The 19,168-nt window shown below is 61.4% G+C and carries 21 protein-coding genes, 1 tRNA gene and 1 pseudogene; 7 read left to right on the plus strand and 16 right to left on the minus strand.

Annotated features, from left to right (window positions below):
• Window positions 1-35 precede the first annotated feature (35 nt).
• Window positions 36-1,415: a sodium:solute symporter family protein gene (locus ACZ6YA_RS15355; RefSeq protein WP_465897962.1), complete on the plus strand. Its 1,380-nt coding sequence runs from the start codon at window positions 36-38 to the stop codon at window positions 1,413-1,415.
• Between the two features lie 67 nt (window positions 1,416-1,482).
• Here ACZ6YA_RS15355 and ACZ6YA_RS15360 read toward each other — a convergent pair whose 3' ends face one another.
• Both ACZ6YA_RS15360 and ptrR read right to left on the minus strand, forming a co-directional pair.
• Entirely contained in the window at window positions 1,483-1,611 is a 129-nt protein-coding gene (locus ACZ6YA_RS15360; RefSeq protein ID WP_400795319.1) for a PA1414 family protein, read from the minus strand.
• A 124-nt stretch (window positions 1,612-1,735) separates the two neighbouring features.
• The gene (gene ptrR, locus ACZ6YA_RS15365) at window positions 1,736-2,629 is read right to left on the minus strand and encodes a putrescine utilization regulator PtrR (protein WP_465897963.1); all 894 of its coding nucleotides are present in this window, start codon (window positions 2,627-2,629) and stop codon (window positions 1,736-1,738) included.
• A 106-nt stretch (window positions 2,630-2,735) separates the two neighbouring features.
• Here ptrR and ACZ6YA_RS15370 point away from each other — a divergent pair, with 106 nt between their 5' ends.
• A complete protein-coding gene (locus ACZ6YA_RS15370; protein ID WP_465897964.1) occupies window positions 2,736-3,920 on the plus strand; it encodes an MFS transporter in 1,185 nt (394 codons plus the stop codon).
• On the opposite strand, the gene ACZ6YA_RS15375 is transcribed toward ACZ6YA_RS15370, so the two are convergent.
• The 7 genes and pseudogenes from ACZ6YA_RS15375 to ACZ6YA_RS15405 form a co-directional block, all read right to left on the minus strand.
• Window positions 3,871-4,797: a DMT family transporter gene (locus ACZ6YA_RS15375; RefSeq protein WP_465897965.1), complete on the minus strand. Its 927-nt coding sequence runs from the start codon at window positions 4,795-4,797 to the stop codon at window positions 3,871-3,873. The two genes, ACZ6YA_RS15370 and ACZ6YA_RS15375, sit on opposite strands and share 50 nt — an antisense overlap.
• Before the next feature lie 105 nt (window positions 4,798-4,902).
• A complete protein-coding gene (locus tag ACZ6YA_RS15380; protein WP_465898046.1) occupies window positions 4,903-5,298 on the minus strand; it encodes a transcriptional regulator in 396 nt (131 codons plus the stop codon).
• Between the two features lie 76 nt (window positions 5,299-5,374).
• On the minus strand, window positions 5,375-5,629 hold the full coding sequence (locus ACZ6YA_RS15385) for a BrnA antitoxin family protein (RefSeq protein ID WP_465897966.1): 255 nt from the start codon (window positions 5,627-5,629) through the stop codon (window positions 5,375-5,377).
• Window positions 5,607-5,729 (minus strand): annotated as a pseudogene (locus ACZ6YA_RS15390) (BrnT family toxin); the annotation flags it as partial. The pseudogene ACZ6YA_RS15390 and the gene ACZ6YA_RS15385, both read right to left, overlap by 23 nt.
• 148 nt (window positions 5,730-5,877) lie before the next feature.
• Complete coding sequence (locus ACZ6YA_RS15395) at window positions 5,878-6,681, minus strand: helix-turn-helix transcriptional regulator (protein ID WP_465897967.1); 804 nt, start codon at window positions 6,679-6,681, stop codon at window positions 5,878-5,880.
• A gap of 76 nt (window positions 6,682-6,757) precedes the next feature.
• A complete protein-coding gene (gene eutH / locus ACZ6YA_RS15400; protein WP_465897968.1) occupies window positions 6,758-7,990 on the minus strand; it encodes an ethanolamine utilization protein EutH in 1,233 nt (410 codons plus the stop codon).
• A gap of 72 nt (window positions 7,991-8,062) precedes the next feature.
• Window positions 8,063-8,827: an SDR family NAD(P)-dependent oxidoreductase gene (locus ACZ6YA_RS15405; RefSeq protein WP_465897969.1), complete on the minus strand. Its 765-nt coding sequence runs from the start codon at window positions 8,825-8,827 to the stop codon at window positions 8,063-8,065.
• Between the two features lie 156 nt (window positions 8,828-8,983).
• On the opposite strand from ACZ6YA_RS15405, the gene ACZ6YA_RS15410 reads away from it, so the two are divergent.
• Window positions 8,984-9,256, plus strand: a complete 273-nt coding sequence (locus tag ACZ6YA_RS15410) for a hypothetical protein (protein ID WP_465897970.1) — start codon at window positions 8,984-8,986, stop codon at window positions 9,254-9,256.
• Window positions 9,257-9,310: 54 nt separating this feature from the next.
• Here the strand turns inward: ACZ6YA_RS15410 and ACZ6YA_RS15415 are convergent, their stop codons facing one another.
• On the minus strand, window positions 9,311-10,633 hold the full coding sequence (locus tag ACZ6YA_RS15415; protein WP_465897971.1) for a DEAD/DEAH box helicase: 1,323 nt from the start codon (window positions 10,631-10,633) through the stop codon (window positions 9,311-9,313).
• Between the two features lie 145 nt (window positions 10,634-10,778).
• On the opposite strand from ACZ6YA_RS15415, the gene ACZ6YA_RS15420 reads away from it, so the two are divergent.
• A complete protein-coding gene (locus tag ACZ6YA_RS15420) occupies window positions 10,779-12,065 on the plus strand; it encodes a mechanosensitive ion channel family protein (protein WP_465897973.1) in 1,287 nt (428 codons plus the stop codon).
• Window positions 12,066-12,171: 106 nt separating this feature from the next.
• Here ACZ6YA_RS15420 and ACZ6YA_RS15425 read toward each other — a convergent pair whose 3' ends face one another.
• From ACZ6YA_RS15425 to ACZ6YA_RS15435, 3 genes are all read right to left on the minus strand, one after another.
• Window positions 12,172-13,107: an AEC family transporter gene (locus ACZ6YA_RS15425; protein WP_465897974.1), complete on the minus strand. Its 936-nt coding sequence runs from the start codon at window positions 13,105-13,107 to the stop codon at window positions 12,172-12,174.
• A gap of 1 nt (window position 13,108) precedes the next feature.
• A complete protein-coding gene (locus ACZ6YA_RS15430) occupies window positions 13,109-13,984 on the minus strand; it encodes a carboxylate/amino acid/amine transporter (RefSeq protein ID WP_465897975.1) in 876 nt (291 codons plus the stop codon).
• Window positions 13,985-14,122: 138 nt separating this feature from the next.
• Window positions 14,123-14,212: transfer RNA gene (locus ACZ6YA_RS15435), tRNA-Ser, on the minus strand.
• Between the two features lie 290 nt (window positions 14,213-14,502).
• On the opposite strand from ACZ6YA_RS15435, the gene ACZ6YA_RS15440 reads away from it, so the two are divergent.
• Both ACZ6YA_RS15440 and ACZ6YA_RS15445 read left to right on the plus strand, forming a co-directional pair.
• Window positions 14,503-15,192, plus strand: a complete 690-nt coding sequence (locus tag ACZ6YA_RS15440) for a crotonase/enoyl-CoA hydratase family protein (RefSeq protein WP_465897976.1) — start codon at window positions 14,503-14,505, stop codon at window positions 15,190-15,192.
• A 102-nt stretch (window positions 15,193-15,294) separates the two neighbouring features.
• On the plus strand, window positions 15,295-16,266 hold the full coding sequence (locus tag ACZ6YA_RS15445; RefSeq protein WP_465897977.1) for a magnesium and cobalt transport protein CorA: 972 nt from the start codon (window positions 15,295-15,297) through the stop codon (window positions 16,264-16,266).
• A 31-nt stretch (window positions 16,267-16,297) separates the two neighbouring features.
• Here ACZ6YA_RS15445 and ACZ6YA_RS15450 read toward each other — a convergent pair whose 3' ends face one another.
• Window positions 16,298-17,017, minus strand: coding sequence for an amidotransferase (locus ACZ6YA_RS15450; protein ID WP_403135932.1), 720 nt, complete (start codon window positions 17,015-17,017; stop codon window positions 16,298-16,300).
• A 527-nt stretch (window positions 17,018-17,544) separates the two neighbouring features.
• On the opposite strand from ACZ6YA_RS15450, the gene ACZ6YA_RS15455 reads away from it, so the two are divergent.
• Window positions 17,545-18,345 carry a cytochrome c gene (locus tag ACZ6YA_RS15455; RefSeq protein WP_465897978.1) on the plus strand — a complete coding sequence of 267 codons (801 nt, stop codon included), beginning with the start codon at window positions 17,545-17,547 and terminating at the stop codon, window positions 18,343-18,345.
• A 34-nt stretch (window positions 18,346-18,379) separates the two neighbouring features.
• Here ACZ6YA_RS15455 and ACZ6YA_RS15460 read toward each other — a convergent pair whose 3' ends face one another.
• Both ACZ6YA_RS15460 and ACZ6YA_RS15465 read right to left on the minus strand, forming a co-directional pair.
• A complete protein-coding gene (locus ACZ6YA_RS15460) occupies window positions 18,380-18,709 on the minus strand; it encodes a ribonuclease E inhibitor RraB (RefSeq protein ID WP_465897979.1) in 330 nt (109 codons plus the stop codon).
• A gap of 175 nt (window positions 18,710-18,884) precedes the next feature.
• On the minus strand, window positions 18,885-19,121 hold the full coding sequence (locus tag ACZ6YA_RS15465; RefSeq protein ID WP_465897980.1) for a hypothetical protein: 237 nt from the start codon (window positions 19,119-19,121) through the stop codon (window positions 18,885-18,887).
• Between the last annotated feature and the right edge of the window lie 47 nt (window positions 19,122-19,168).

A 19,168-nucleotide genomic window follows, 5' to 3' on the forward strand; every position in this document is an offset into this window, starting at 1 on the left:
ATCTCGCCATAATAAAGATAACCGGGAGACCCCCAATGGCCTTGGACATCATTGTTGTAATGATCTATACCGCCGGCATGCTCGGGCTTGGCTGGTATGGCATGCGGCGCGCGAAAACCCACGAAGACTACCTGGTGGCCGGGCGTAACCTGGGCCCAACGCTGTACATGGGCACCATGGCCACCACGGTGCTGGGCGGGGCTTCCACCGTCGGCACCGTACGCCTGGGCTATGTCCACGGCATCTCCGGCTTCTGGCTGTGCGCGGCCCTGGGCCTGGGCATCATCGCCCTCAACCTGTTCCTCGCCAAACCGCTGCTGCGCTTGAAGATCTTCACCGTCACCCAGGTGCTGGAGCGTCGTTACAACCCCATGGCCCGCCAGGCCAGCGCCGCGATCATGCTGGCCTACGCGCTGATGATCGGCGTGACCTCGACCCTGGCCATGGCGACCGTGTTGCAGGTATTGCTCGACTTGCCGTTCTGGATGTCGTTGCTGCTCGGTGGTGGCGTGGTGGTGGTCTACTCGACGATTGGCGGCATGTGGTCGCTGACCCTCACCGACATCGTCCAGTTCGTGATCAAGACCGTGGGCCTGATGTTCATCCTGCTGCCGGTGTGCCTATACAACGCTGGAGGCTGGGACACCCTGGTAGCCAAATTGCCGTCGGCCAGCTTCGCCTGGACCACCATCGGCTGGGACACCATCATCACCTACTTCCTGATCTACTTCTTCGGCATCCTGATCGGCCAGGATATCTGGCAGCGGGTATTCACCGCCCGTGACGAAAAGGTCTGCCAACGCGCCGGCACCACGGCGGGTGTGTACTGCGTGCTGTACGGCCTGGCCTGCGCCCTGATCGGCATGGCTGCGCATGTGCTGATGCCAGACCTGGCCAACCCGAACAACGCCTTCGCCGAAATGATCAAGAGCCAGCTGCCTGACGGCATCCGTGGCCTGCTGATGGCCGCTGCCCTGGCGGCGATGATGTCGACTGCCAGTGCCGGCCTGCTGGCTGCCTCGACCACCATCACCGAAGACCTGCTGCCCAAGCTGCGTGGTGGCAAGCAATCGAGCCTGAGCGTGAGCCGCCTGTTCACCTTGCTCACCGGCCTGGTGGTACTGGGCATCGCCCTGGCGGTGAACGATGTGATCAGTGCCCTGACCCTGGCCTACAACCTGCTGGTCGGTGGCATGCTGATCCCGCTGATCGGGGCGATCTTCTGGAAGCGTGCGACCACCGCAGGCGCCATCGCCAGCATGTCGCTGGGCTTTGCCACCGCGCTGCTGTTCATGTTCAAGGACGGGTTGGATGCCAACACGCCGATCTACTACAGCCTGGCGGTAGGGCTGGTGAGCTTTGTGCTGGTCAGCTTGCTGTCGCGCAACCCTGTGGGTGTTGCGAAACTGGCCTGATCAACGCAAAAACCTGAAGAAGCAAAAAGGCCGCGGCATCATCACAGATGCGGCGGCCTTGTTGTTTTTAGCGGCGGCGCGGCTGGCGCCGGCGCTGCTCTTCATCAGTCGGGATCGGCACCGGCTGCAAGGGTGGTGGTATCAGCCCCAAGGCAACAGCCAAGTCGTGGAGCCAGTTGAACATTTGGTTTCTCATAGTGCCCCCTTGACGGGTCAGCCTCACGGTCAATCAATCCTGCGATGTTTCATACAGATCATAGTCCGATGTCCCATCTTACGCATGCCCTTGTTCTTACAGATAGGGGCGAGTTTGACTCGGATCAAGCGGAAAGTCCGTATTCCGACGGCTGGTTAATCGTTTCGCTTTGTTGCAAGTCGATCCACGCCTGCAAATTCGCACCGCGCATTCCCTGCCGCCACATCAGCCAGGTCACGGCCTGATCGAACGGCGCCTGCAGGCGATGGGCGAGTACGCGGTCGCGCCCGGGTAGGCTGTCGAGCGTCGACTGGGCCATCAGCGCCACACCCGCACCGGCGATGACACAGGCCAGCATGCTCTGGTACGACTCGATTTCCATCACCCGGCCCATCGGCGTGTGGGCATGGGCGTACCAGGCCTCCAGGCGCATGCGGTAGGAGCAGCCTTGGCGGAAGGTGAACACTGCCCTACCCGCGACATCCCTGGCAGTGAGCACCGGTGGGTGTTCGGGGCTGGTGATCAGTACCAGTTGCTCTTCGCAAAAAGGCACGCCGTCCAGCTCGGCCAAGCTCGGCGGGCCATCGAGAAACGCTGCATCCAGACGGTGACTGAGCAAGCCTTCGAGCAGATCACCGCTAAGCGCCGCCCGCACCTGCAGGTTCACCGCCGGATACGTCTGATGGTAGCGGGCCAGCAGCGCCGGGAGGTGGATGGCCGCCGTGCTGTACATGGTGCCCAGCACGAAATCACCGGCCGGCTGCCCGCCCTGAACCGCCGATATGGCCTCGTCACGCAGCGCCGCCAGGCGGTTGGCGTAATCGAGCAGCACCTTGCCGGCAGGCGACAACTGCAAACGCTGGCGTTCTCGCAGGAACAGCTCGACACCCATCTGCTCCTCGAGCTGGCGCAGGCGCGTAGACAAATTCGAAGGCACGCGGTGCAGGCGTTCGGCGGCACGAGTAACAGAACCTTCCTCGGCGACAGCCTGGAAGATGCGCAGCTGACTGAACTCCATTACATTCTCCAAAACAGAACAACTTGATCATCATTATTCAATTTTATTGAAAGTAAAAGCGCCCTAACCTGCCATCCATCGCTTACACCTGTGCAGGAGCTTTCTCATGTCGCCCTTCGTACAACTGCTGGCCAGCGCCGTGGCCCTGATGATGGCCATGGGCATCGGCCGCTTCGCCCTCACTCCACAACTGCCGCAACTGATCGCCGAAGGCCAATTCGACCTGACGGCCGCCGGCCTGGTCGCGGCAGCCAACTACTTCGGTTACTTCATTGGCGCGGCCGATGCGATGTTCGCCCGCAAGCCGGCCCAGGTCAGGATGCGTCTGCAGGGTGGCCTGTGGCTCTGTGTGGTGCTGACCCTGGCGTCAACGGCCGCTGACAGCTTCTGGAGCCACCTACTGCTGCGCTTCGGCACCGGCGTTGCCAGCGCCTGGGTACTGGTGATGATCACCAGCCTCAGCCAGCAGCTCGCCAGCGCCCACAATCAGCAGCGCCTGGGCGCACTGGTCTTCGCCGGCCCGGGTCTGGGTATCGCTCTCACAGGACTGCTGGCACTGGTTGCCCACTTGCTGGGACTGGGCTCGGCGGCGCTATGGCTGATCTATGCGGTTGCCGCGCTGGTCATGCTGCTGGCAGTACGCCCTAGGCTGCCACGTGCCTTGGAGCCCGCCGTAGCGCGGAGCATGGCGCAGCAAGGAGCATCGCGCAGCGTTGGCATCGGCCGGCTGGGCCTGGTGTATGCCTTGTATGGCGTGGGCTACATACTGCCGGCGACCTTCCTGTCGCAAATGGCCAATCAACAGTTCCAGGGTAACTGGATGGCCGACCTGTTCTGGCCGGCCTTTGGTGTGGCGGCCGCGTTGGGCGTGGTGCTGGTGAGCCTGCGGCGCACCGGCCGGACTTCAACCTGGCTGATTGCGACCTTGTGGCTGCAGGGCTTGGGCGTGTTGGCCTGCCTGATGGGCGGTGGCCTTGGCCTGGCGTTGGGGGTGGTGTTGTGCGGTACCCCATTCCTGGCCTGCATGCAGCTGGTGATGCAACGTTCGCGGGAACTGGCGCCGCATGCGACACAGCGCAATGCCGGGCTGCTGACCGCCTGCTTTGCCCTGGGGCAGCTCAGCGGGCCATTGCTGGCGGCGTTGAGCAACCATTACAGCGCCAGCCTGCAACCGGCTTTGCTGTTGGCGGCTGCAGGGCTGGGGCTGGCGGGCGTGCTGGTGCTTGCCGGCACAAGCAGCCTCAACCGACAAACTTGCGCAGCTGCTGCTTCACCCAGGGCTCGGCACTGACCAGCACTACCCCGAGCAGAACCAGTACGGCACCGAGCACAAAATTCACGCTCAACGGCTCATCCAGCAACAACACGCCAAAGGTCACCCCGAACAACGGCGTAATGAACGAGAACACCGCCAGGTTCGATGCCAGGTACTTGCGCAGCAACCAGAACCAGGTCAGGTAGCTGATGAAAGAAACCACGATGCCCTGAAACAGCACGCTGCCGACCGCCAAGGGCGTCCACGACACCTTGCCGATCTGCCCGCTGAGCAAGGCAATCAGCAACAAGCCGGCAAAGCCCACCGCCAGCTGATAGAACAGGGTCAAGGTCGCTGGCGCCTCGGACAGGCGCGAGCCACGTACCACCACGGTGGTCGCGCCCCAGGCCAAACCGGCCAGTACGCCGAAGGCATCGCCCAACAGCATTCGCCCGTCCATCTCATCGAACGACATGCCCCCGGCAAATGCCGTGGCAATCCCACCAAACGCCAGCAGGATCCCCAGCCATTGCAGCAACCGCAGTCGCTCGCTGGGCAACATGAAGTGCAGCCCGAGTGCGGTGAAGACCGGCGCGGTATAGAGGAACACCGACATGTGCGCCGCGGACGTCAGCTTCAACCCCTCAGCGATGAACAAGAACTCCAGGCCAAACAGCCCGCCGGCCAGAAGCCCGCCGCGCCAGGTGTTGCCCACCTGCCCCCAACCGCCGCGCCAGCAGATCAGCAACCCCACCAGCACGGCAGCCAGGCAGTTGCGCAGCGCCGCCTGCATCACCGGGGCGATATCGACGGCGGCCGTCTTGATCAGCACCTGCTGGCAACCCCAGATCAGGCATAGCCCCAGCATCACCTGAAAGGCAAAGGCGTCGGGGTTCTTGCGGGCCGCGATCATGGGCGACCCTCCAGGGTGATCAATGGCATGGGCAAGGCTCGGCAGACTTCAAGGAAGACCGATTATCGGGTTTCCCGGGCCGACCTTGCCAGCCTCAAAACGACCTCAAGCGATCTGCGCTTTTGCAGACACGTGCTCGAAGGTGGTTTCGTCCAGCGCATCCTCCTGGTCATCCAGCACTTGGCGCGGATGCTCGAAGCCCGGGATGCTGCTGTCGATCAGGCTCATTAGCCTTGATCCACGCTCGGTCAGCACGAAATTCTCACCGTTACCGCCCTCTTCGGGCGGGCGAGACTCGATGAAGCCACGCTCGAACAGCAGTTTTTCGTACTCGCAGGCACGGGTTTTCAGATGGTCCACATCCCCCACCGGCTGACCGCCGGCGGCCAGCGCAGCCGCGTGCTGCTCGGCATAGGGGCGTGGGGTGAAGCTTTGACCGGCGCCGTTTTGCACCTCGTGCAGCAAACGCTCGATCAGGTCCCAGTCGTAGGTGATGCTCATGGAGTTGGCCTCTTGCTGTGGACGCATGGGGTACACAGGTTGGGACCTGAAGAGCATATGTTGCGTTCCAAAGAACTCAGCGGTGGCGTTGCTGGGCGTGCATGTACTGACGGAGCAGCTGGTTAATCCGGGTTTGATAACCCGCCCCCTGGTCCTTGAACCAGGCCAGCACATCAGAGTCCAGGCGAATGGTCACCGCCTGCTTCGCTGGCACACGTAACTCGGCCTGCTGGAAGAAAGCCTCGTCCAACTCGGGAATATCCGAGGTATCGATATCTTTGTCATCCAGTTGAGCCAGGCGGCTCCAATCAGTTTTCGATGCTTTGGTCATAGTGTTTGGCCTCCCGTCTGGTGGCTTTACGTGCAGAAATGATGCGAATCACCTCGCCTTGCCTTTCCGTGTATACCACCACGCCAAGCAGCGCCCTCAGCCTCACGCCCTGTATTTACAGATGTACATACGATACCTCCTCTTTGATGGCGAGACTAGGGCGATGCCAGGCACGGATCAACGGGGTTTGGAGGCAAAAGGGCAGTTTCAGAACGGGATTACAGAGCTGAGGGAAATATCACGCCCTCTCATTGCGGCCTCGTGAGATAGCCAATAAACAACCGAAACAACTCCGCATTCCCGGCAATCCCCAGCCGCTGCCAGATATTATGCCGGTGGACTTTCACAGTCCCCTCGGAGATCCCCAGCTCCCGCGAGATCGACTGGCTGCTGTGCCCTTGCAGAATCAGCTTGGCCACGTGCCGCTGGGTTTCGGTCAGCTGGCCTTGGAGGATATCGACGAACGCATCCTCCAGCTGGCTATCCGAATCCTGTGGGTCGGCCAGGTCACTCGCATGCGCCAGCTGCAGGTGCTGACTGAAAATGGCATCGATCAACGGCGTCAACGCCGCGAGGCGCTGCACTTCCTCGGCTACGAAAGCGCCCTTGTCCAGGCCGCGCATCAAGGAAAACACCAACGCCGTACGTTGCCGCACAGGAACGATGAAGCCGATTTCTTCGATCAGGCTGCCGTGGTGCGACGAGACACAGGGGTGGATGTCGGGCGAGATGGAAAAGCCTGAGGCGTAGAAGCTGTCAGGCGCCAGCTCGCTCATGCGCCACAACCCTGCAGGGTGATTGTTGGTGCAGGCGACATAGAACGGGTCGAGCAGGTAACCGCCGCGCAGGTAGGCCTTGAGCGTGCGCTCGGTCACCCGTTGCTGGTAGCCATCGTGTACCAGCAGCGCCGGCTGGTTGAAGCGGAACAGGTAGGCGCAGCTCATGTCGAAATCGACCACACCTTTGAGTGCGCTGTCGATGGCCGGGCCCAGTGCGTCGCTGCCGATGCTGCGAATCACCGTGGCCAGGCGGTTGGCGTGTTCGCTGTTCATGGCTGCGGCCTGCTTGATTGAGGTCAAGGGCGCGGGGAAGCCGCGCCCGGAAAGCATTGAACGATGCCTGACCTCATCAATGCAACGGTGTGCTGACCTGCAGCAGCCCGGCCTGTTCCTCCTGGCGGCCCAACTCCTCAGCCTTGGGCACCGCCAGCCAGTAGGCGAGCAGCATGCCCAGCAAGCCGCCGGCGAGTTTGCCAATGATCAGCGGCCCGATCAGCGTCGGCTGGAAGTTCGCCGAGTAGGCCAGGTGGTCACCAAAGGTGAACGCTGCGCACACGGCGAAGGCGATCACCAGCACCTTGTCCTTCGGCGGCATGTCGGCCACCAGGCGGAACATCGCAAGGATGTTCGCCGAGGCGGCGAGCACGCCGGCAGCGCCCACTGGGGACAGACCAAATCTGGAAGCCACCGCTTCGATCGGCCGCGACAGGAACCGCTTGATCAGGTAGACCATCGGGAATGCCCCGCACAGCATGATGCCGACGTAACCAGCAATTTCCAGCGCACGGAATTGATCGTCCTTGTCGGCGATGATCGGCGCAAAACCCCAGCCGCCGAACAGCGCGGTGAACACTCCCGTGAAATACTCGACGACCGATGCCACCAGCACCAGCGTCACCGCCGCGTACATCAGCTGCCCCAACTTAAGGAACAGGCTCACCATCAGGTTGGGGAAATAACGCAGTGCAGCCGCCAGCGCCACGCAGAACAGGATCAGCGGCGACAGGTTGCGCAGCAGCGTCGGCAGGGTAAAGTGCAGCGCCTGGGTCGCCGCACCCGCCGTGGCGATATCTGGACGCACCCCCAGGCCCATCGCCTGCATGCCCATGGCGATCAGCACGATGCTGATCGGGATGCTCAGCAAACCCGCCATGATGCCCAACGCCATGTATTTGTGGTCAGCCTTGTTGAGCATGGCCAGGCCTACCGGAATGACGAAAATCACGGTCGAACCGCACTGAAAACCGGTAATCAGCCCAAGAATCCAGCCTTCAGGGCTGTGCGACAGCGCCTGAGCCAGTTGGTAACCGCCAAGGTCCGAGGCGATGAAAATTGGCCCGGCAATACCGGCATCCGCGCCCATCGCCTGAAACAAAGGGCCGATGAACTGGCTGATGAAGCTGGAAATGAACGGGATGGCGGCCATGATCCCGGCCACCGGAATGAAGATCGGGCCGATGCTGTGCAGACCGGCGGTGAACTCCTTGGCCAGTTCCGATTCGGCGTTGATGATTGACGCAATGGCGCCGACCACGGCGCACGCCATGATCACGTAGATGACGTAAGTGCCTATGTTTTCCATCTGCTGCCTCTGTGTTGTTGGAGTTGGCTTGGGGGCAGAATTGAAAGGTGCTGCTGTTCTTGTTGTAGGGCTTTACATAGCGGTGTAGGCGTTGTCGACGAACAGGTGCGAGCCGCTGACGAAACTTGATTCGTCACTGGCGAGGAACAGCGCGGCAGAGGCCACTTCGGCGGGGTCGCAGAGCCGGCCCTGCATGGTCTTGATCGCCTCATCGGAGGCATCCACGCCGTAACCGCGCAGCAGGTCGAGTTCACGTCGACCGTGGGCAGTACCGATGAAGCCAGGGCAAATGGCGTTGCTGCGGATGTTCTGGTCTCGGTATTCCACGGCCAGGGCACGGGCGAACATGTGGCAGGCGCCCTTGGTGGTGCAGTACAGCACCTCCATTGGTGTGCCCACCACAGCCGAAATCGACGAGGTGCAGATCACGCTGCCGCCACCGGCGGCGAGCATGCCCGGCAGCACGGCCTTGGTCACCAGGAACATGCTTTTCACGTTGACGCTCATCAAACGGTCCCAGTCGGCTTCGCTGGTTTCCAGGAAGGGGCCGGCGGCGATGATGCCAGCGTGGTTCATGAGCACCGTGATCGGCCCGAAGTGCGCCTGTGCCTGGCTGACGGCACGTTGCACCTGATCAGCCACGGACACATCGGCAGCGACGAACAGGGCCTGGCCGCCGGCCGCATTGATGCGCGCCGCTACCACTTCCCCCTGGCTGCTGGGCAGGTCGAGAATAGCGACCTTGGCACCCTCGGCCGCGAACAGTTCCGACGCGGCCAGGCCACACCCCCCTGCGCCGCCGGTAATCAGTGCCACCTTGCCTTTCAATCGATCCATGGGTCTACGCCTCGGTTGTTGTGGTTGTGGGACCACGGTAGAGGCGAGGTAGGCCGCGGTAAATATACCCAGGGGTATACCCGCCAGTCTTGGCCATTGAACTAACCGTCGCGCACAGACCTCCACCGGGCATCATCAACGCCGGAGGTATAAAGGATGAAACCGCTGCTGCGCATCGCCTGTGCGACCGCCCTGTTCTGCGCCCTGCCCGCCTGGGCTTGCACGCCGGAAGAGGCGACCCAGAAACGCGAAGAACTGGCCGGGCTGGTGAGCCAGCTGACCGAACAGAACCCGCAGAAGGCCAAGGAGATCAATGACGAGCTCCAGGGGATGGAGCTGGGGACGGCTGCTGCGGACTTGCCAGATAAGTGTCAGCTGATCGACAAGCGGATCAAGGAGCTGAAAGAGGCGGAGAAAAAAGCAGATTGATGTCATTGGCGTCCCTATCGCCGGCAAGCCGGCGACAGCGACGCAACAGGCTACTTACTCAGCTGCAGGCTTGCGCTTCTTCAGCGGCGCCAAACCATCGCCGCTGGCCAACGGCGCATTCGGCCGTGGCTTGGCGGTCGGCTTGCGCTTGGCGGCGGTCTTCTTGTCACCGGTCTTCTTGTCGCCCTTTTTCTTCTTGGTGCCGACTGCCTTGCCCGACGCCTTGACCTTCTTCGGCCCGCTGTAGGTGCCTTTGACTTCCTTGATCACCCGACGCTCGAACTGCTGCTTGAGGTAGCGCTCGATGCTGGACATCAAATTCCAGTCATTGTGGGTAATCAGCGAGATCGCCAAGCCTTCGCCGCCGGCACGGCCGGTGCGGCCAATGCGGTGCACGTATTCGTCACCGCTGCGTGGCATGTCGAAGTTGATCACCAGGTCCAGGCCGTCGATGTCCAGGCCACGGGCCGCGACATCGGTGGCTACCAGCACCTTGGAGCCACCCTGCTTGAAGCGCTCGATGGCCAGCTTGCGGTCTTTCTGGTCCTTTTCACCGTGCAGCACATAGGCCTTGACGTCCTTGGCCACCAGGTGACCATAAATGCGGTCGGCCAGCACACGGGTGTTGGTGAAGATGATCGCTTTGTCGTAGGTTTCGTTGGCCAGCAGCCACTGCACGATCGCTTCTTTATGCTGGTCGTGGTCGGCGGTGATGACCTGCTGGCGCGTACCTTCGGCCAGTTGCGAGACGCTGTTGAGCATCAGGTGTTCAGGGTCTTTCAGTACCTTGCCGATCATGTCGCGCAGCGCGGCGCCGCCCGTGGTGGCGGAGAACAGCAGTGTCTGCTCGCGGTTCTCGCATTCCTTGCACAGGCGCTCCATGTCTTCGGCGAAGCCCATGTCGAGCATGCGGTCAGCTTCGTCGAGGATCATTACCTGGACGTGGGACAGGTCGAGGTTGCCGGCATTGAGCTGCTCGAGCAGACGGCCCGGGGTGCCGATCAGCACGTCCGGCACCTTGCGCAGCATTGCGGCCTGTTCCTTGAAGTCTTCACCGCCGGTGACCAGGCCCGACTTGATGTAGGTGAACTGCGAGAACAGCTGCACTTGCTTGAGGGTCTGCTGGGCCAGCTCACGGGTCGGCAGGAGGATCAGCGAGCGGATCTCGGCACGCGGGCCTTTCAGGTCGACCAGGCGGTTGAGCAGCGGCAGGACGAACGCGGCGGTCTTGCCGCTGCCGGTCTGCGCGGTCACGCGCAGGTCACGCCCTTGCAGGGCCAGGGGAATGGCCGCGGCCTGCACCGGGGTTGGCTCGACGAATTTAAGCTCGGCCACGGCTTTAAGCAGGCGTTCATGCAGGGCGAATTGGGAGAACACGGAGGTAACCTCAGGCAAGTGCGGGGAAATTCAGTTGCATAGGGTAACGTTTTCTGCCGCCGGAGCCGAATTTCTTTTGGCAACTTTGTCGCCATCCGCGCTCTAATGGCACTTCGTTTCGCAAGCAAAGACCGTTCTGAAGCTCATGGATATGCAAAAAATCTGGCGCGACAGCCTCGACCTGTGGGGCACCCTCGACCAACACCCCATGCTCCACGCCGCCATCGGCCTGGCCGTGCTGCTGCTGATTTCCCTGGTGATCGGCCGCCTGGCGCGCTTTCTGGTGCTGCACGCCACCCGTCTGCTGGCACGCCAGCAGGCGCTCAAGTGGCTCGACGACCTACGTCATAACAAGGTGTTTCACCGTCTGGCACAGACCACGCCGTCGCTGGTCATTCAGTTCGGCCTGAAACTGGTGCCGGAACTGTCCGACACCGCCCAACATTTCCTCGGCAATGTCGCCCTGGCCTTTACCCTGCTGTTCATGACCCTGGCACTGTCGTGTCTGCTCGATGGCCTGCTGGACATCTACGCGCGCACCGAGCACGCCCGCACCCGCTCGATCAAGGGCTACGTGCAACTGGCCAAGATGATGCTGTGGATCTTCGCCTCGATCGTCATCGTCGCCACCCTGATCGACCGCTCGCCGCTGTTGCTGCTGTCAGGCTTGGGTGCAATGTCGGCGGTGCTGCTGTTGGTGTACAAGGACACCCTGTTGTCGTTCGTCGCCAGCGTGCAGCTCACCAGCAACGACATGCTGCATGTCGGTGACTGGATTGAAATGCCCCAGGTCGGCGCTGACGGCGATGTGGTGGACATCACCTTGCATACGGTGAAAGTGCAGAACTTCGACAAGACCATCGTTTCGATCCCTACCTGGCGCTTGATGAGCGAGTCGTTCCGCAACTACCGCGGCATGCAGCAATCGGGTGGGCGGCGGATCAAGCGCAGCCTGTTCATCGACGCGGCCGGTGTGCGCTTCCTGACACGTGAGGAGGAGCAGCGCCTGAGTGGCGTGCGCCTGCTGGAAGACTACCTGGCCGGCAAGCGCCAGGAGCTGCAGACCTGGAACGAGGCACTGGGCCCGGTGGCGGAGCTTTCAGCCAACCGCCGCAAGCTGACCAACATTGGCACCTTCCGTGCTTTTGCTCTGGCTTACCTGCAGAACCATCCCAACATACATGAGCACATGACCTGCATGGTCCGGCAGATGCAGACCGGCGCCGAAGGGGTGCCGCTGGAGATCTACTGCTTTACCACGACCACGGTGTGGGCCGAGTACGAGCGGATTCAGGGGGATATCTTCGATTACCTGCTGGCGGTATTGCCGGAGTTTGGGCTGAGCCTTTATCAGCAACCGAGTGGCAATGACATGCGGATTGGGTTGGCGGGGCGAGTGCCGCATCGGCTGGAAGAGTTGAGCGAGGCTTGAGAGTACTGGGGCCGCTTTGCGGCCCATTCGCGGGGCAAGCCCGCTCTCACATTGAGCACTGTGGCTGACCTGTGGGGGCGGGCTTGCCCCGCGAAGAGGCCCTCAGCTACCCCGCATACCCCAACAGGTACAACAACCCGGTCAAGGTCACCAAAGAAGCCACAGTCGACAACAGGATCGTCCGCGATATCAACCCCGCCTCCCGATCGTAATACTCCGCCAGCATGAACGGCCCGGTCCCGGTCGGCAGCGCGGCCAGCAGCACCGCCGAAGCCGCCCACATGGTCGGCAGGCTGAATACCTTGAACGCCAGCACCCAGGTCAACGCTGGTTGCCCGATCAACTTCAACGCCACCAGCGGCCAAGGGCTGGCTTGGCTACCCGGGCGCTTCTCGGCCAAAAATGCCCCCAGGGAAATCAGTGCACACGGTGTGGTGGCCAAGGCCAGCATGTCGATAAAATGCATGACCGGTTCGGCCAGGCCCAACCCGGACATGGCCCAACCAGCCCCTATCACGGGCGAAACCACTAGCGGGTTCTTCGCCAGCGCCTTGCTCACTACCCACATCGCACGGCCGATCTGCCGCTCTTCCTGCAGGCCGATCTCGATCAGCGTCAGCGAGATCGCGAACACCAGGCAGACCACGATCAATGACGAAATCAGCGCAGGCTGCAGTCCCGGCTGGCCGAACAACAGCAAGCACAGCGGAATGCCGATATAGCCGGTGTTGGCATACCCCGCGCTGAGCCCATCGATACTCGCCGCGACCAGCCCATGCCCGCTGTACAGCCGCCACCCCAGGGTGATCACGAACATCGCCAGCGCCCCGGCACCAAACGCCACGATGAACCCTGGGTGCCAGATTTCACTCCAGGTCGCGGTGGCAGTCACCTTGAACAGCAGAGCAGGCAGGCAAAGCCAGACCACCATCTTGTTGATTTCGGCGGCGGCCTTGTCGCCGAGCTTGTTGGTGCGGCGGCACAGGTAACCGACCAGGATCAGGGCAAAGATCGGTGCGAGGATGACCAGAAGATTATGCATATCAAGCCTTGCCGCTCAGCGATGCTTCAGCGCGGATTCCCAGCCGGCTCAACCACACCGAGGCGAGGATGATCGCCCCCCCGATGAACAACCGCCCCAGTGGCTCGTGCTGGTTCCAGATCAGCAGGTTAAGCAGTAGCCCCACCGGCACATGCAGATTGTTCATCACCGCCAGCGTGCCACCGGAAACCAGACAGGCGCCCTTGTTCCACCAGTACAACCCCAATGCCGTCGGGCACAGACCGAGGAACAGCAGCACCAGCCATTGCACGTCGGTGCTCGGCAGGTGCTGGGCGTTGCCGAACAGCAGGAAGGCCGGCAGCACCACCATCAACGCGCCCAGGTAGAAGTAGCCAAAGCGCTTGTAGTGCGGCAGGTCGCTGGGGTGGCGAGCGACCAGATGACGGTACAGCACTTGGCCCGCGGCATAGGTGAAGTTGGCCAGCTGCAGCAACAGGAAGCCGATGAAGAAGTCGCCGCTGATGCTATCGAAGCGAATCACCGCTGCGCCGGCGACCGCCACCAGGGCGGCAAGCAGCGCCCAAGGGTTGAAGCGGCGGTTCAGGGCGTCTTCTATCAAGGTTACGTGCAGCGGCGTGAGGATGGTGAACAGCAGCACTTCCGGCACCGTCAGCACGCGGAAGCTCAGGTACAGGCAGACATAGGTAATGCCGTACTGCAGCGCGCCGATCAGCAGCATCGAGCGCATGAACCGCGGCTCGACCTGGCGCCAGCGCGTCAGCGGCAAGAACACCAACCCGGCCAGCACTACCCGCGCTAGCACGGCAAAGTAGCTGTCGACATGCCCGGCCAGGTACTCGCCGATCAAGCTGAAGGAAAACGCCTGGATCAGCGCGACGATTATCAGGTAGCCCATGGTTGCCTCTCGTAAATCAAGGCGGCGACCTTAGCGGGTTGCGGCGGATGAGTTCAACCCTGAGGAATGTGGGGAGTACATGGCGGGCACAAACAAAAAGCCCCCGAACTTTTCAGCTCGGGGGCTCTTCGCAGAATGTGGCGGTGAAGAAGGGATTTGAACCCTTGATACGATTTCTCGTATACACACTTTCCAGGCGTGCTCCTTCGACCACTCGGACACTTCACCGTTTTCTCTTCAAGCTGTTCAGCCTGTCGAGGCGGCGTAATTTAGTAGAAGAGCTTTTCTTTGGCAAGCATTTTTTTCAGTTTTTTCATGCATTTAAGCCAACCCTCTGAAAAACCGAGGTTACCAGGGCAATGCTGCCAATCTCGCCTGCGCTTTTTCCGGCAGGCTACGCCCTGCCCCGGCAGCGCAAGGCACGGCGGCCTGACGCTGACTGGCCAGTCAGCCTTGCTGCTTTACCTGGCCCGCGGTGCTGGGTAACGTCATCGCCACGCACCCTAAAGGACTCTGCCATGAGCGAGCTGATTACCTACCACGCCGAAGACGGCATCGCCACCCTGACCTTGAACAACGGCAAGGTCAACGCTATCTCACCGGATGTCATCACCGCCTTCAATGCTGCCCTCGACCGCGCCAAGGAAGAGCGTGCCGTGGTGATCATCACTGGCCAACCGGGCATCCTCTCCGGCGGCTACGACTTGAAAGTGATGACAGCCGGGCCAAAAGAAGCCGTAAGCCTGGTCACCGCCGGTTCCACCCTGGCCCGACGCCTGCTATCGCATCCCTTCCCTGTTATCGTCGCCTGCCCTGGCAACGCCGTGGCCAAGGGCGCCTTCCTGTTGCTCTCGGCCGATTACCGTATCGGCGTGGAAGGGCCGTACAAGATCTGCCTGAATGAAGTGCAGATCGGCATGACCATGCACCATGCCGGCATCGAGCTGGCACGCGACCGCCTGAGCCGCGCCGCCTTCCAGCGCTCGGTGAACAATGCCGAAGTCTTCGACCCGCAGGGCGCGGTGCAAGCTGGCTTCCTCGACAAGGTGGTGCCTGCAGAACAGCTGCACGAAACCGCCCTGGCCGCTGCGCGCGAGCTGAAGAAGCTGAATATGCTGGCGCACAAGAACACCAAGCTGAAAGTCCGCAAGGGGCTGCTGGATGCTTTGGATAAAGCCATTGAGCTGGATCAGGAGCATATGGGCTGAATCTTGCGCCCCCATGGACGGTAAGTTGGCACCCGCCAGGTTGCCGTCCTGCTCCAGACAGCCCAAGCTGTAACCCGTGTTTAACCGAACAAGTGGATAACCATGGGTCGAGTCGTGGCATCGGCGGTGTACAGCGCCGGCAGAAAGGTCACCAACATCAGCATTGACGAGGGCAGCGAATGGGCGCGCAAGCCCGGGCATTTTGTCTGGATCGGCCTGGAGGAACCCAACGCTGAGGAACTGGCCAACCTGCAATGCCAGTTCAACCTGCACGAACTGGCCATCGAAGACGCATTGGAGAAACACAGCCGGCCCAAGCTTGAAACCTTCGGCGACGCGCTGTTCATCGTCACCTATTCGCCGGTGCGCCATGAAGGCAAGCTGGAGTTCATCGAAACCCACATCTTCGCCGGCAACGGCTACATCATCACCTGCCGCAACGGTCACTCCAAATCCTACGCCCTGGTGCGTCAACGCTGCGAAGCCCGCCCGCTGCTGCTGGAGCATGGTGAAGATTTCGTGCTTTATGCCCTGCTCGACTTCGTTACCGAAAACTATCAGCCGGTCAGCGAAGCCATCCACGGCGAGATCGAGGAGCTGGAGCAAAGCGTGCTCAGCGGCTCGTTGCTCGAAGAAGACATCCGCCGCCTGCACAGCCTGCGCCGCGACATCCTGCGCCTGCGCCGCTATGTGGCGCCGATGGTGGAAGTGAGCGAGGAACTGCAGCGCCTGAGCTTTCCATTCATCGACAAGAACATGCGCCCCTATTTTCGCGACGTGCAGATTCACGTGACGCGACAGATGGAAGACCTGGCCGGGATCCGTGACATCGCCAGCCAGACCATCGAGATCGGCATGCTGCTGGAGTCGTCGAGGCAAAGCATCGTGCAACGCAAGTTCGCGGCGTGGGCGGCGATCCTGGCCTTCCCCACGGCGATTGCCGGGATCTACGGGATGAACTTCCAGAACATGCCGGAGCTGGGTTGGCAGTATGGTTATTTTGGGGTATTAGGGGTGATTGGCCTGGGTTGTACCGGGCTGTTCGCAAGCTTCAAGAAATCGGGCTGGCTTTAAATTGCTGGGGCCGCTTTGCGGCCCTTTGGGATCAAGCCTTGGTCGGCTGCTGAATGAAGCGCATCATCCACTCGCCGACCAGGTCGCCCTGGTGTTCGCTGGCCAGGCTGGCGATCGCCTTGTGATACACCTCATCGCCTAGATACTCCTGGCGCGCGTCTAGCAGCGCCCGCGAGTAGTCGTGGACAAACTCCGGGTGACCCTGAAAGCACAGCACCTGATCGCGAATGTGATAGGCCGCATTCGGGCAGAAATCGCTCGACGCGATTACCGTGGCGCCTTCCGGCAGCGCGGTCACCTGATCCTGGTGGCTGATCAGCAAGGTCAGCTCGGAAACCTCCGGGTCCATCCACGGCGCATGGGCCGCCAGCGAATAACGATGAATGCCCACACCCCAGCCCTTGTCGGCGCGCTCGGCCTTGCCGCCCAGGGTCAACGCCAGCAGCTGGTGGCCAAAACACACGCCAAGCAACTTCTCGCCGCGCTCGTAGAGTTTCAGCAGATAGGCCTTGAGGGTCTGGATCCATGCATCGGTGCCAAACGAATCGGCCTTGCTGCCGGTGACCAGGTAGGCGTCGAAACGTTCGTCCTCGGCGGGATAGTCGCCGTTCATCACGTTGTACACACGAAACTCGGCTGCAATCGGCTGCCGCGAGAAGAGTTGCTCGAACATCCTTCCGTAGCCCTGGTACTGCGCGGTCAACTCCGGTCGCAGGACATCGGTTTCAAGGATGCAGATGCGTAACGACATAGGGATAGTCCTGAACGACATGGGTGGGAATCTGCTGTAGAGACTGCCGCGAAAGGCACGTACAAGCAAGTAGGCTGTACTGACGAACGGTCACATTCTGTCGGGTTGTCACGGCGAGGCCTGCAACTGTCTAGCCAGAGCGTGCCAGCGAGCTGGCCTATGGCCTCATATCAGATCGCGATCAATCAATAGAGCCAATAGAACAAAGGGTTCTGAAGCAAGGATGACGTACACCCTACTGTTGGTTGTATATCGATTCAAAGAGGTAAGTTGTACGGGCGTGGACTCACGCCACGGTGATCGACCCGAAACGCGACAGGGAAGCCAACGGGTATTCAGGAATAACAACAAGAAGGCGGTCCGCCATGTTCAGACAATCGAAACTTCGCCAAGCTGGGCTCATTTTGTTCGCCACGACTTTGCTGCTGATCCTGCCGAACCTCACACGTTTGTTCGGATGATGGTGGCTGTGGCCTTTACGGGCAATGCACAGGTAATCTGCCGGCCATGACGGTCGGAGATTGCCCATGCGCCATTGCGTTGCCCTGCTAGCCCTGCTCTTGAGCCTCCCGCTATCGGCGGCGCAATTACACCTTGAACTGGGTGGCACGCCGCGCCAGTGGGACAGCGCCGAGCTTTTAAACCTGCCGCAGGCCCGCGAAATCAACATCGACCAGGACGTTTCCTATAAACGACCCATGCGCTATCGCGCCGTGCCGCTCGCCTCGCTGCTGCAGGGCATCGCCGCGGACGATCACCTGCAAGCCGTGGCGCTGGACGGTTTCGCCGCCGAAATGCCTGCCGCGCCGCTGCTGCAGGAGGGTCCGGCACGCGCGTGGTTGGCAGTGGAAGATCCGGACAACCCGTGGCCGCCACTGGGCAAGGGCAAGCCGAGCGCGGGGCCGTTCTATCTGGTGTGGACCGATCCGCAGGCGAGCAGCATCCGCCCCGAGCAATGGCCGTTCCAGATCGCCACGATCCGTCGCCTGGCAGCGGTCGAGCAACGCTTTCCGGCCCTGCTGCCCGACCCGAAGCTGCCGGCCAATGACCCCGTACGCCAGGGCTTTGCGCTGTTCCAACAGAACTGCCTGGCCTGCCATCGGCTCAATGGCGCAGGGGATGCGCAGTTCGGGCCTGACCTGAATGTGCCGCATAACCCAACCGAGTATTTCCAGCCGAACTTCCTGCGCCAATATATCCGCGACCCGCAAAGCCTGCGCAAATGGCCGCAGGCGCGGATGCCCGGGTTCAGCGAAAGCGTATTGAGTGAGCGGGAACTGGATGCATTGCTGGCTTATCTAGAGCACATGGCCAAGCGCAAGCCTTGAAAGTCTTGGGGGCGCTCTGCGCCCCCAAGGCAGTTCAGGCCATCGGCCGCTCTTGCTTGACCCCCCACCCCTCAACCTCGCCGCCATAGGGTGAGACGACCTGCTCGAAAGCCTCTTCGAAGTCACCGATGCCGCCATAAGTGGCGTACATGACCTTGCTCAATTCCAGGTGCCACGCCCCATCGTCCCGTTCATGCACCTGAGCATTGAGCGACTCGCCGCGAAATTGCCCGGCCGCCCTTCGCGCGCCGGCTTCATCTGGAAATACCGCATAGAACTCGATGGGGTGGATCTGGCTGAAGTCAAAACCGCCAGCTTTCATCTGGCGCAGGACATTGCTGCTGATATCGTCGTGGCTGCTCATGAATCGTCCTCCTGAATAACGCTATGGATAGACTTTCCGTGCACTACGCACCCGCCGGCATGGCCGGGCAGATCGAGCTGATGCAAGACGTGAATCGAACAGGTGCAGCCCCGCAGAACAGGCCAACACCTCCCACCAGCGTAGTGCCTGCGAGGACACCACGCCAACCTGCGGGTCAGGACGCTTCTTGGATACGGGTGATGATCACGCCGTTCTGCTCTTTGAGCCAGCGTGCAGTGGGGGATGAAGCGCGGTCCTGGAAGTCGTTGAGGTCTAGCTCATCCATGACCGGGAAGAGATGCGAGCGTATGGCACGGGCGGCCTCCTCCTCGCTGGGACATTGCTCACCGTGCAGCAGCAGCGTGGTCGGCTCGCCTTTCTGGTTGGCAAAGATGACTTCCCACTCTTTCATCGAATAGCCCTCTCAAGCAGAGAACATCTGGGGTGATGCCTGTTATA

The organism is Pseudomonas sp. NPDC090752 (genome assembly GCF_055584805.1).

Excerpts from the sequence above, each read along its gene's own strand:
- ACZ6YA_RS15355 (WP_465897962.1), top strand. The coding sequence starts at position 36 with ATGGCCTTGGACATCATTGTTGTAATGATCTATACCGCCGGCATGCTC.
- ACZ6YA_RS15360 (WP_400795319.1), bottom strand. The coding sequence starts at position 1,611 with ATGAGAAACCAAATGTTCAACTGGCTCCACGACTTGGCTGTTGCCTTG.
- ptrR (WP_465897963.1), bottom strand. The coding sequence starts at position 2,629 with ATGGAGTTCAGTCAGCTGCGCATCTTCCAGGCTGTCGCCGAGGAAGGT.
- ACZ6YA_RS15370 (WP_465897964.1), top strand. The coding sequence starts at position 2,736 with ATGTCGCCCTTCGTACAACTGCTGGCCAGCGCCGTGGCCCTGATGATG.
- ACZ6YA_RS15375 (WP_465897965.1), bottom strand. The coding sequence starts at position 4,797 with ATGATCGCGGCCCGCAAGAACCCCGACGCCTTTGCCTTTCAGGTGATG.
- ACZ6YA_RS15380 (WP_465898046.1), bottom strand. The coding sequence starts at position 5,298 with ATGAGCATCACCTACGACTGGGACCTGATCGAGCGTTTGCTGCACGAG.
- ACZ6YA_RS15385 (WP_465897966.1), bottom strand. The coding sequence starts at position 5,629 with ATGACCAAAGCATCGAAAACTGATTGGAGCCGCCTGGCTCAACTGGAT.
- ACZ6YA_RS15395 (WP_465897967.1), bottom strand. The coding sequence starts at position 6,681 with ATGAACAGCGAACACGCCAACCGCCTGGCCACGGTGATTCGCAGCATC.
- eutH (WP_465897968.1), bottom strand. The coding sequence starts at position 7,990 with ATGGAAAACATAGGCACTTACGTCATCTACGTGATCATGGCGTGCGCC.
- ACZ6YA_RS15405 (WP_465897969.1), bottom strand. The coding sequence starts at position 8,827 with ATGGATCGATTGAAAGGCAAGGTGGCACTGATTACCGGCGGCGCAGGG.
- ACZ6YA_RS15410 (WP_465897970.1), top strand. The coding sequence starts at position 8,984 with ATGAAACCGCTGCTGCGCATCGCCTGTGCGACCGCCCTGTTCTGCGCC.
- ACZ6YA_RS15420 (WP_465897973.1), top strand. The coding sequence starts at position 10,779 with ATGGATATGCAAAAAATCTGGCGCGACAGCCTCGACCTGTGGGGCACC.
- ACZ6YA_RS15425 (WP_465897974.1), bottom strand. The coding sequence starts at position 13,107 with ATGCATAATCTTCTGGTCATCCTCGCACCGATCTTTGCCCTGATCCTG.
- ACZ6YA_RS15430 (WP_465897975.1), bottom strand. The coding sequence starts at position 13,984 with ATGGGCTACCTGATAATCGTCGCGCTGATCCAGGCGTTTTCCTTCAGC.
- ACZ6YA_RS15440 (WP_465897976.1), top strand. The coding sequence starts at position 14,503 with ATGAGCGAGCTGATTACCTACCACGCCGAAGACGGCATCGCCACCCTG.
- ACZ6YA_RS15445 (WP_465897977.1), top strand. The coding sequence starts at position 15,295 with ATGGGTCGAGTCGTGGCATCGGCGGTGTACAGCGCCGGCAGAAAGGTC.
- ACZ6YA_RS15450 (WP_403135932.1), bottom strand. The coding sequence starts at position 17,017 with ATGTCGTTACGCATCTGCATCCTTGAAACCGATGTCCTGCGACCGGAG.
- ACZ6YA_RS15455 (WP_465897978.1), top strand. The coding sequence starts at position 17,545 with ATGCGCCATTGCGTTGCCCTGCTAGCCCTGCTCTTGAGCCTCCCGCTA.
- ACZ6YA_RS15460 (WP_465897979.1), bottom strand. The coding sequence starts at position 18,709 with ATGAGCAGCCACGACGATATCAGCAGCAATGTCCTGCGCCAGATGAAA.
- ACZ6YA_RS15465 (WP_465897980.1), bottom strand. The coding sequence starts at position 19,121 with ATGAAAGAGTGGGAAGTCATCTTTGCCAACCAGAAAGGCGAGCCGACC.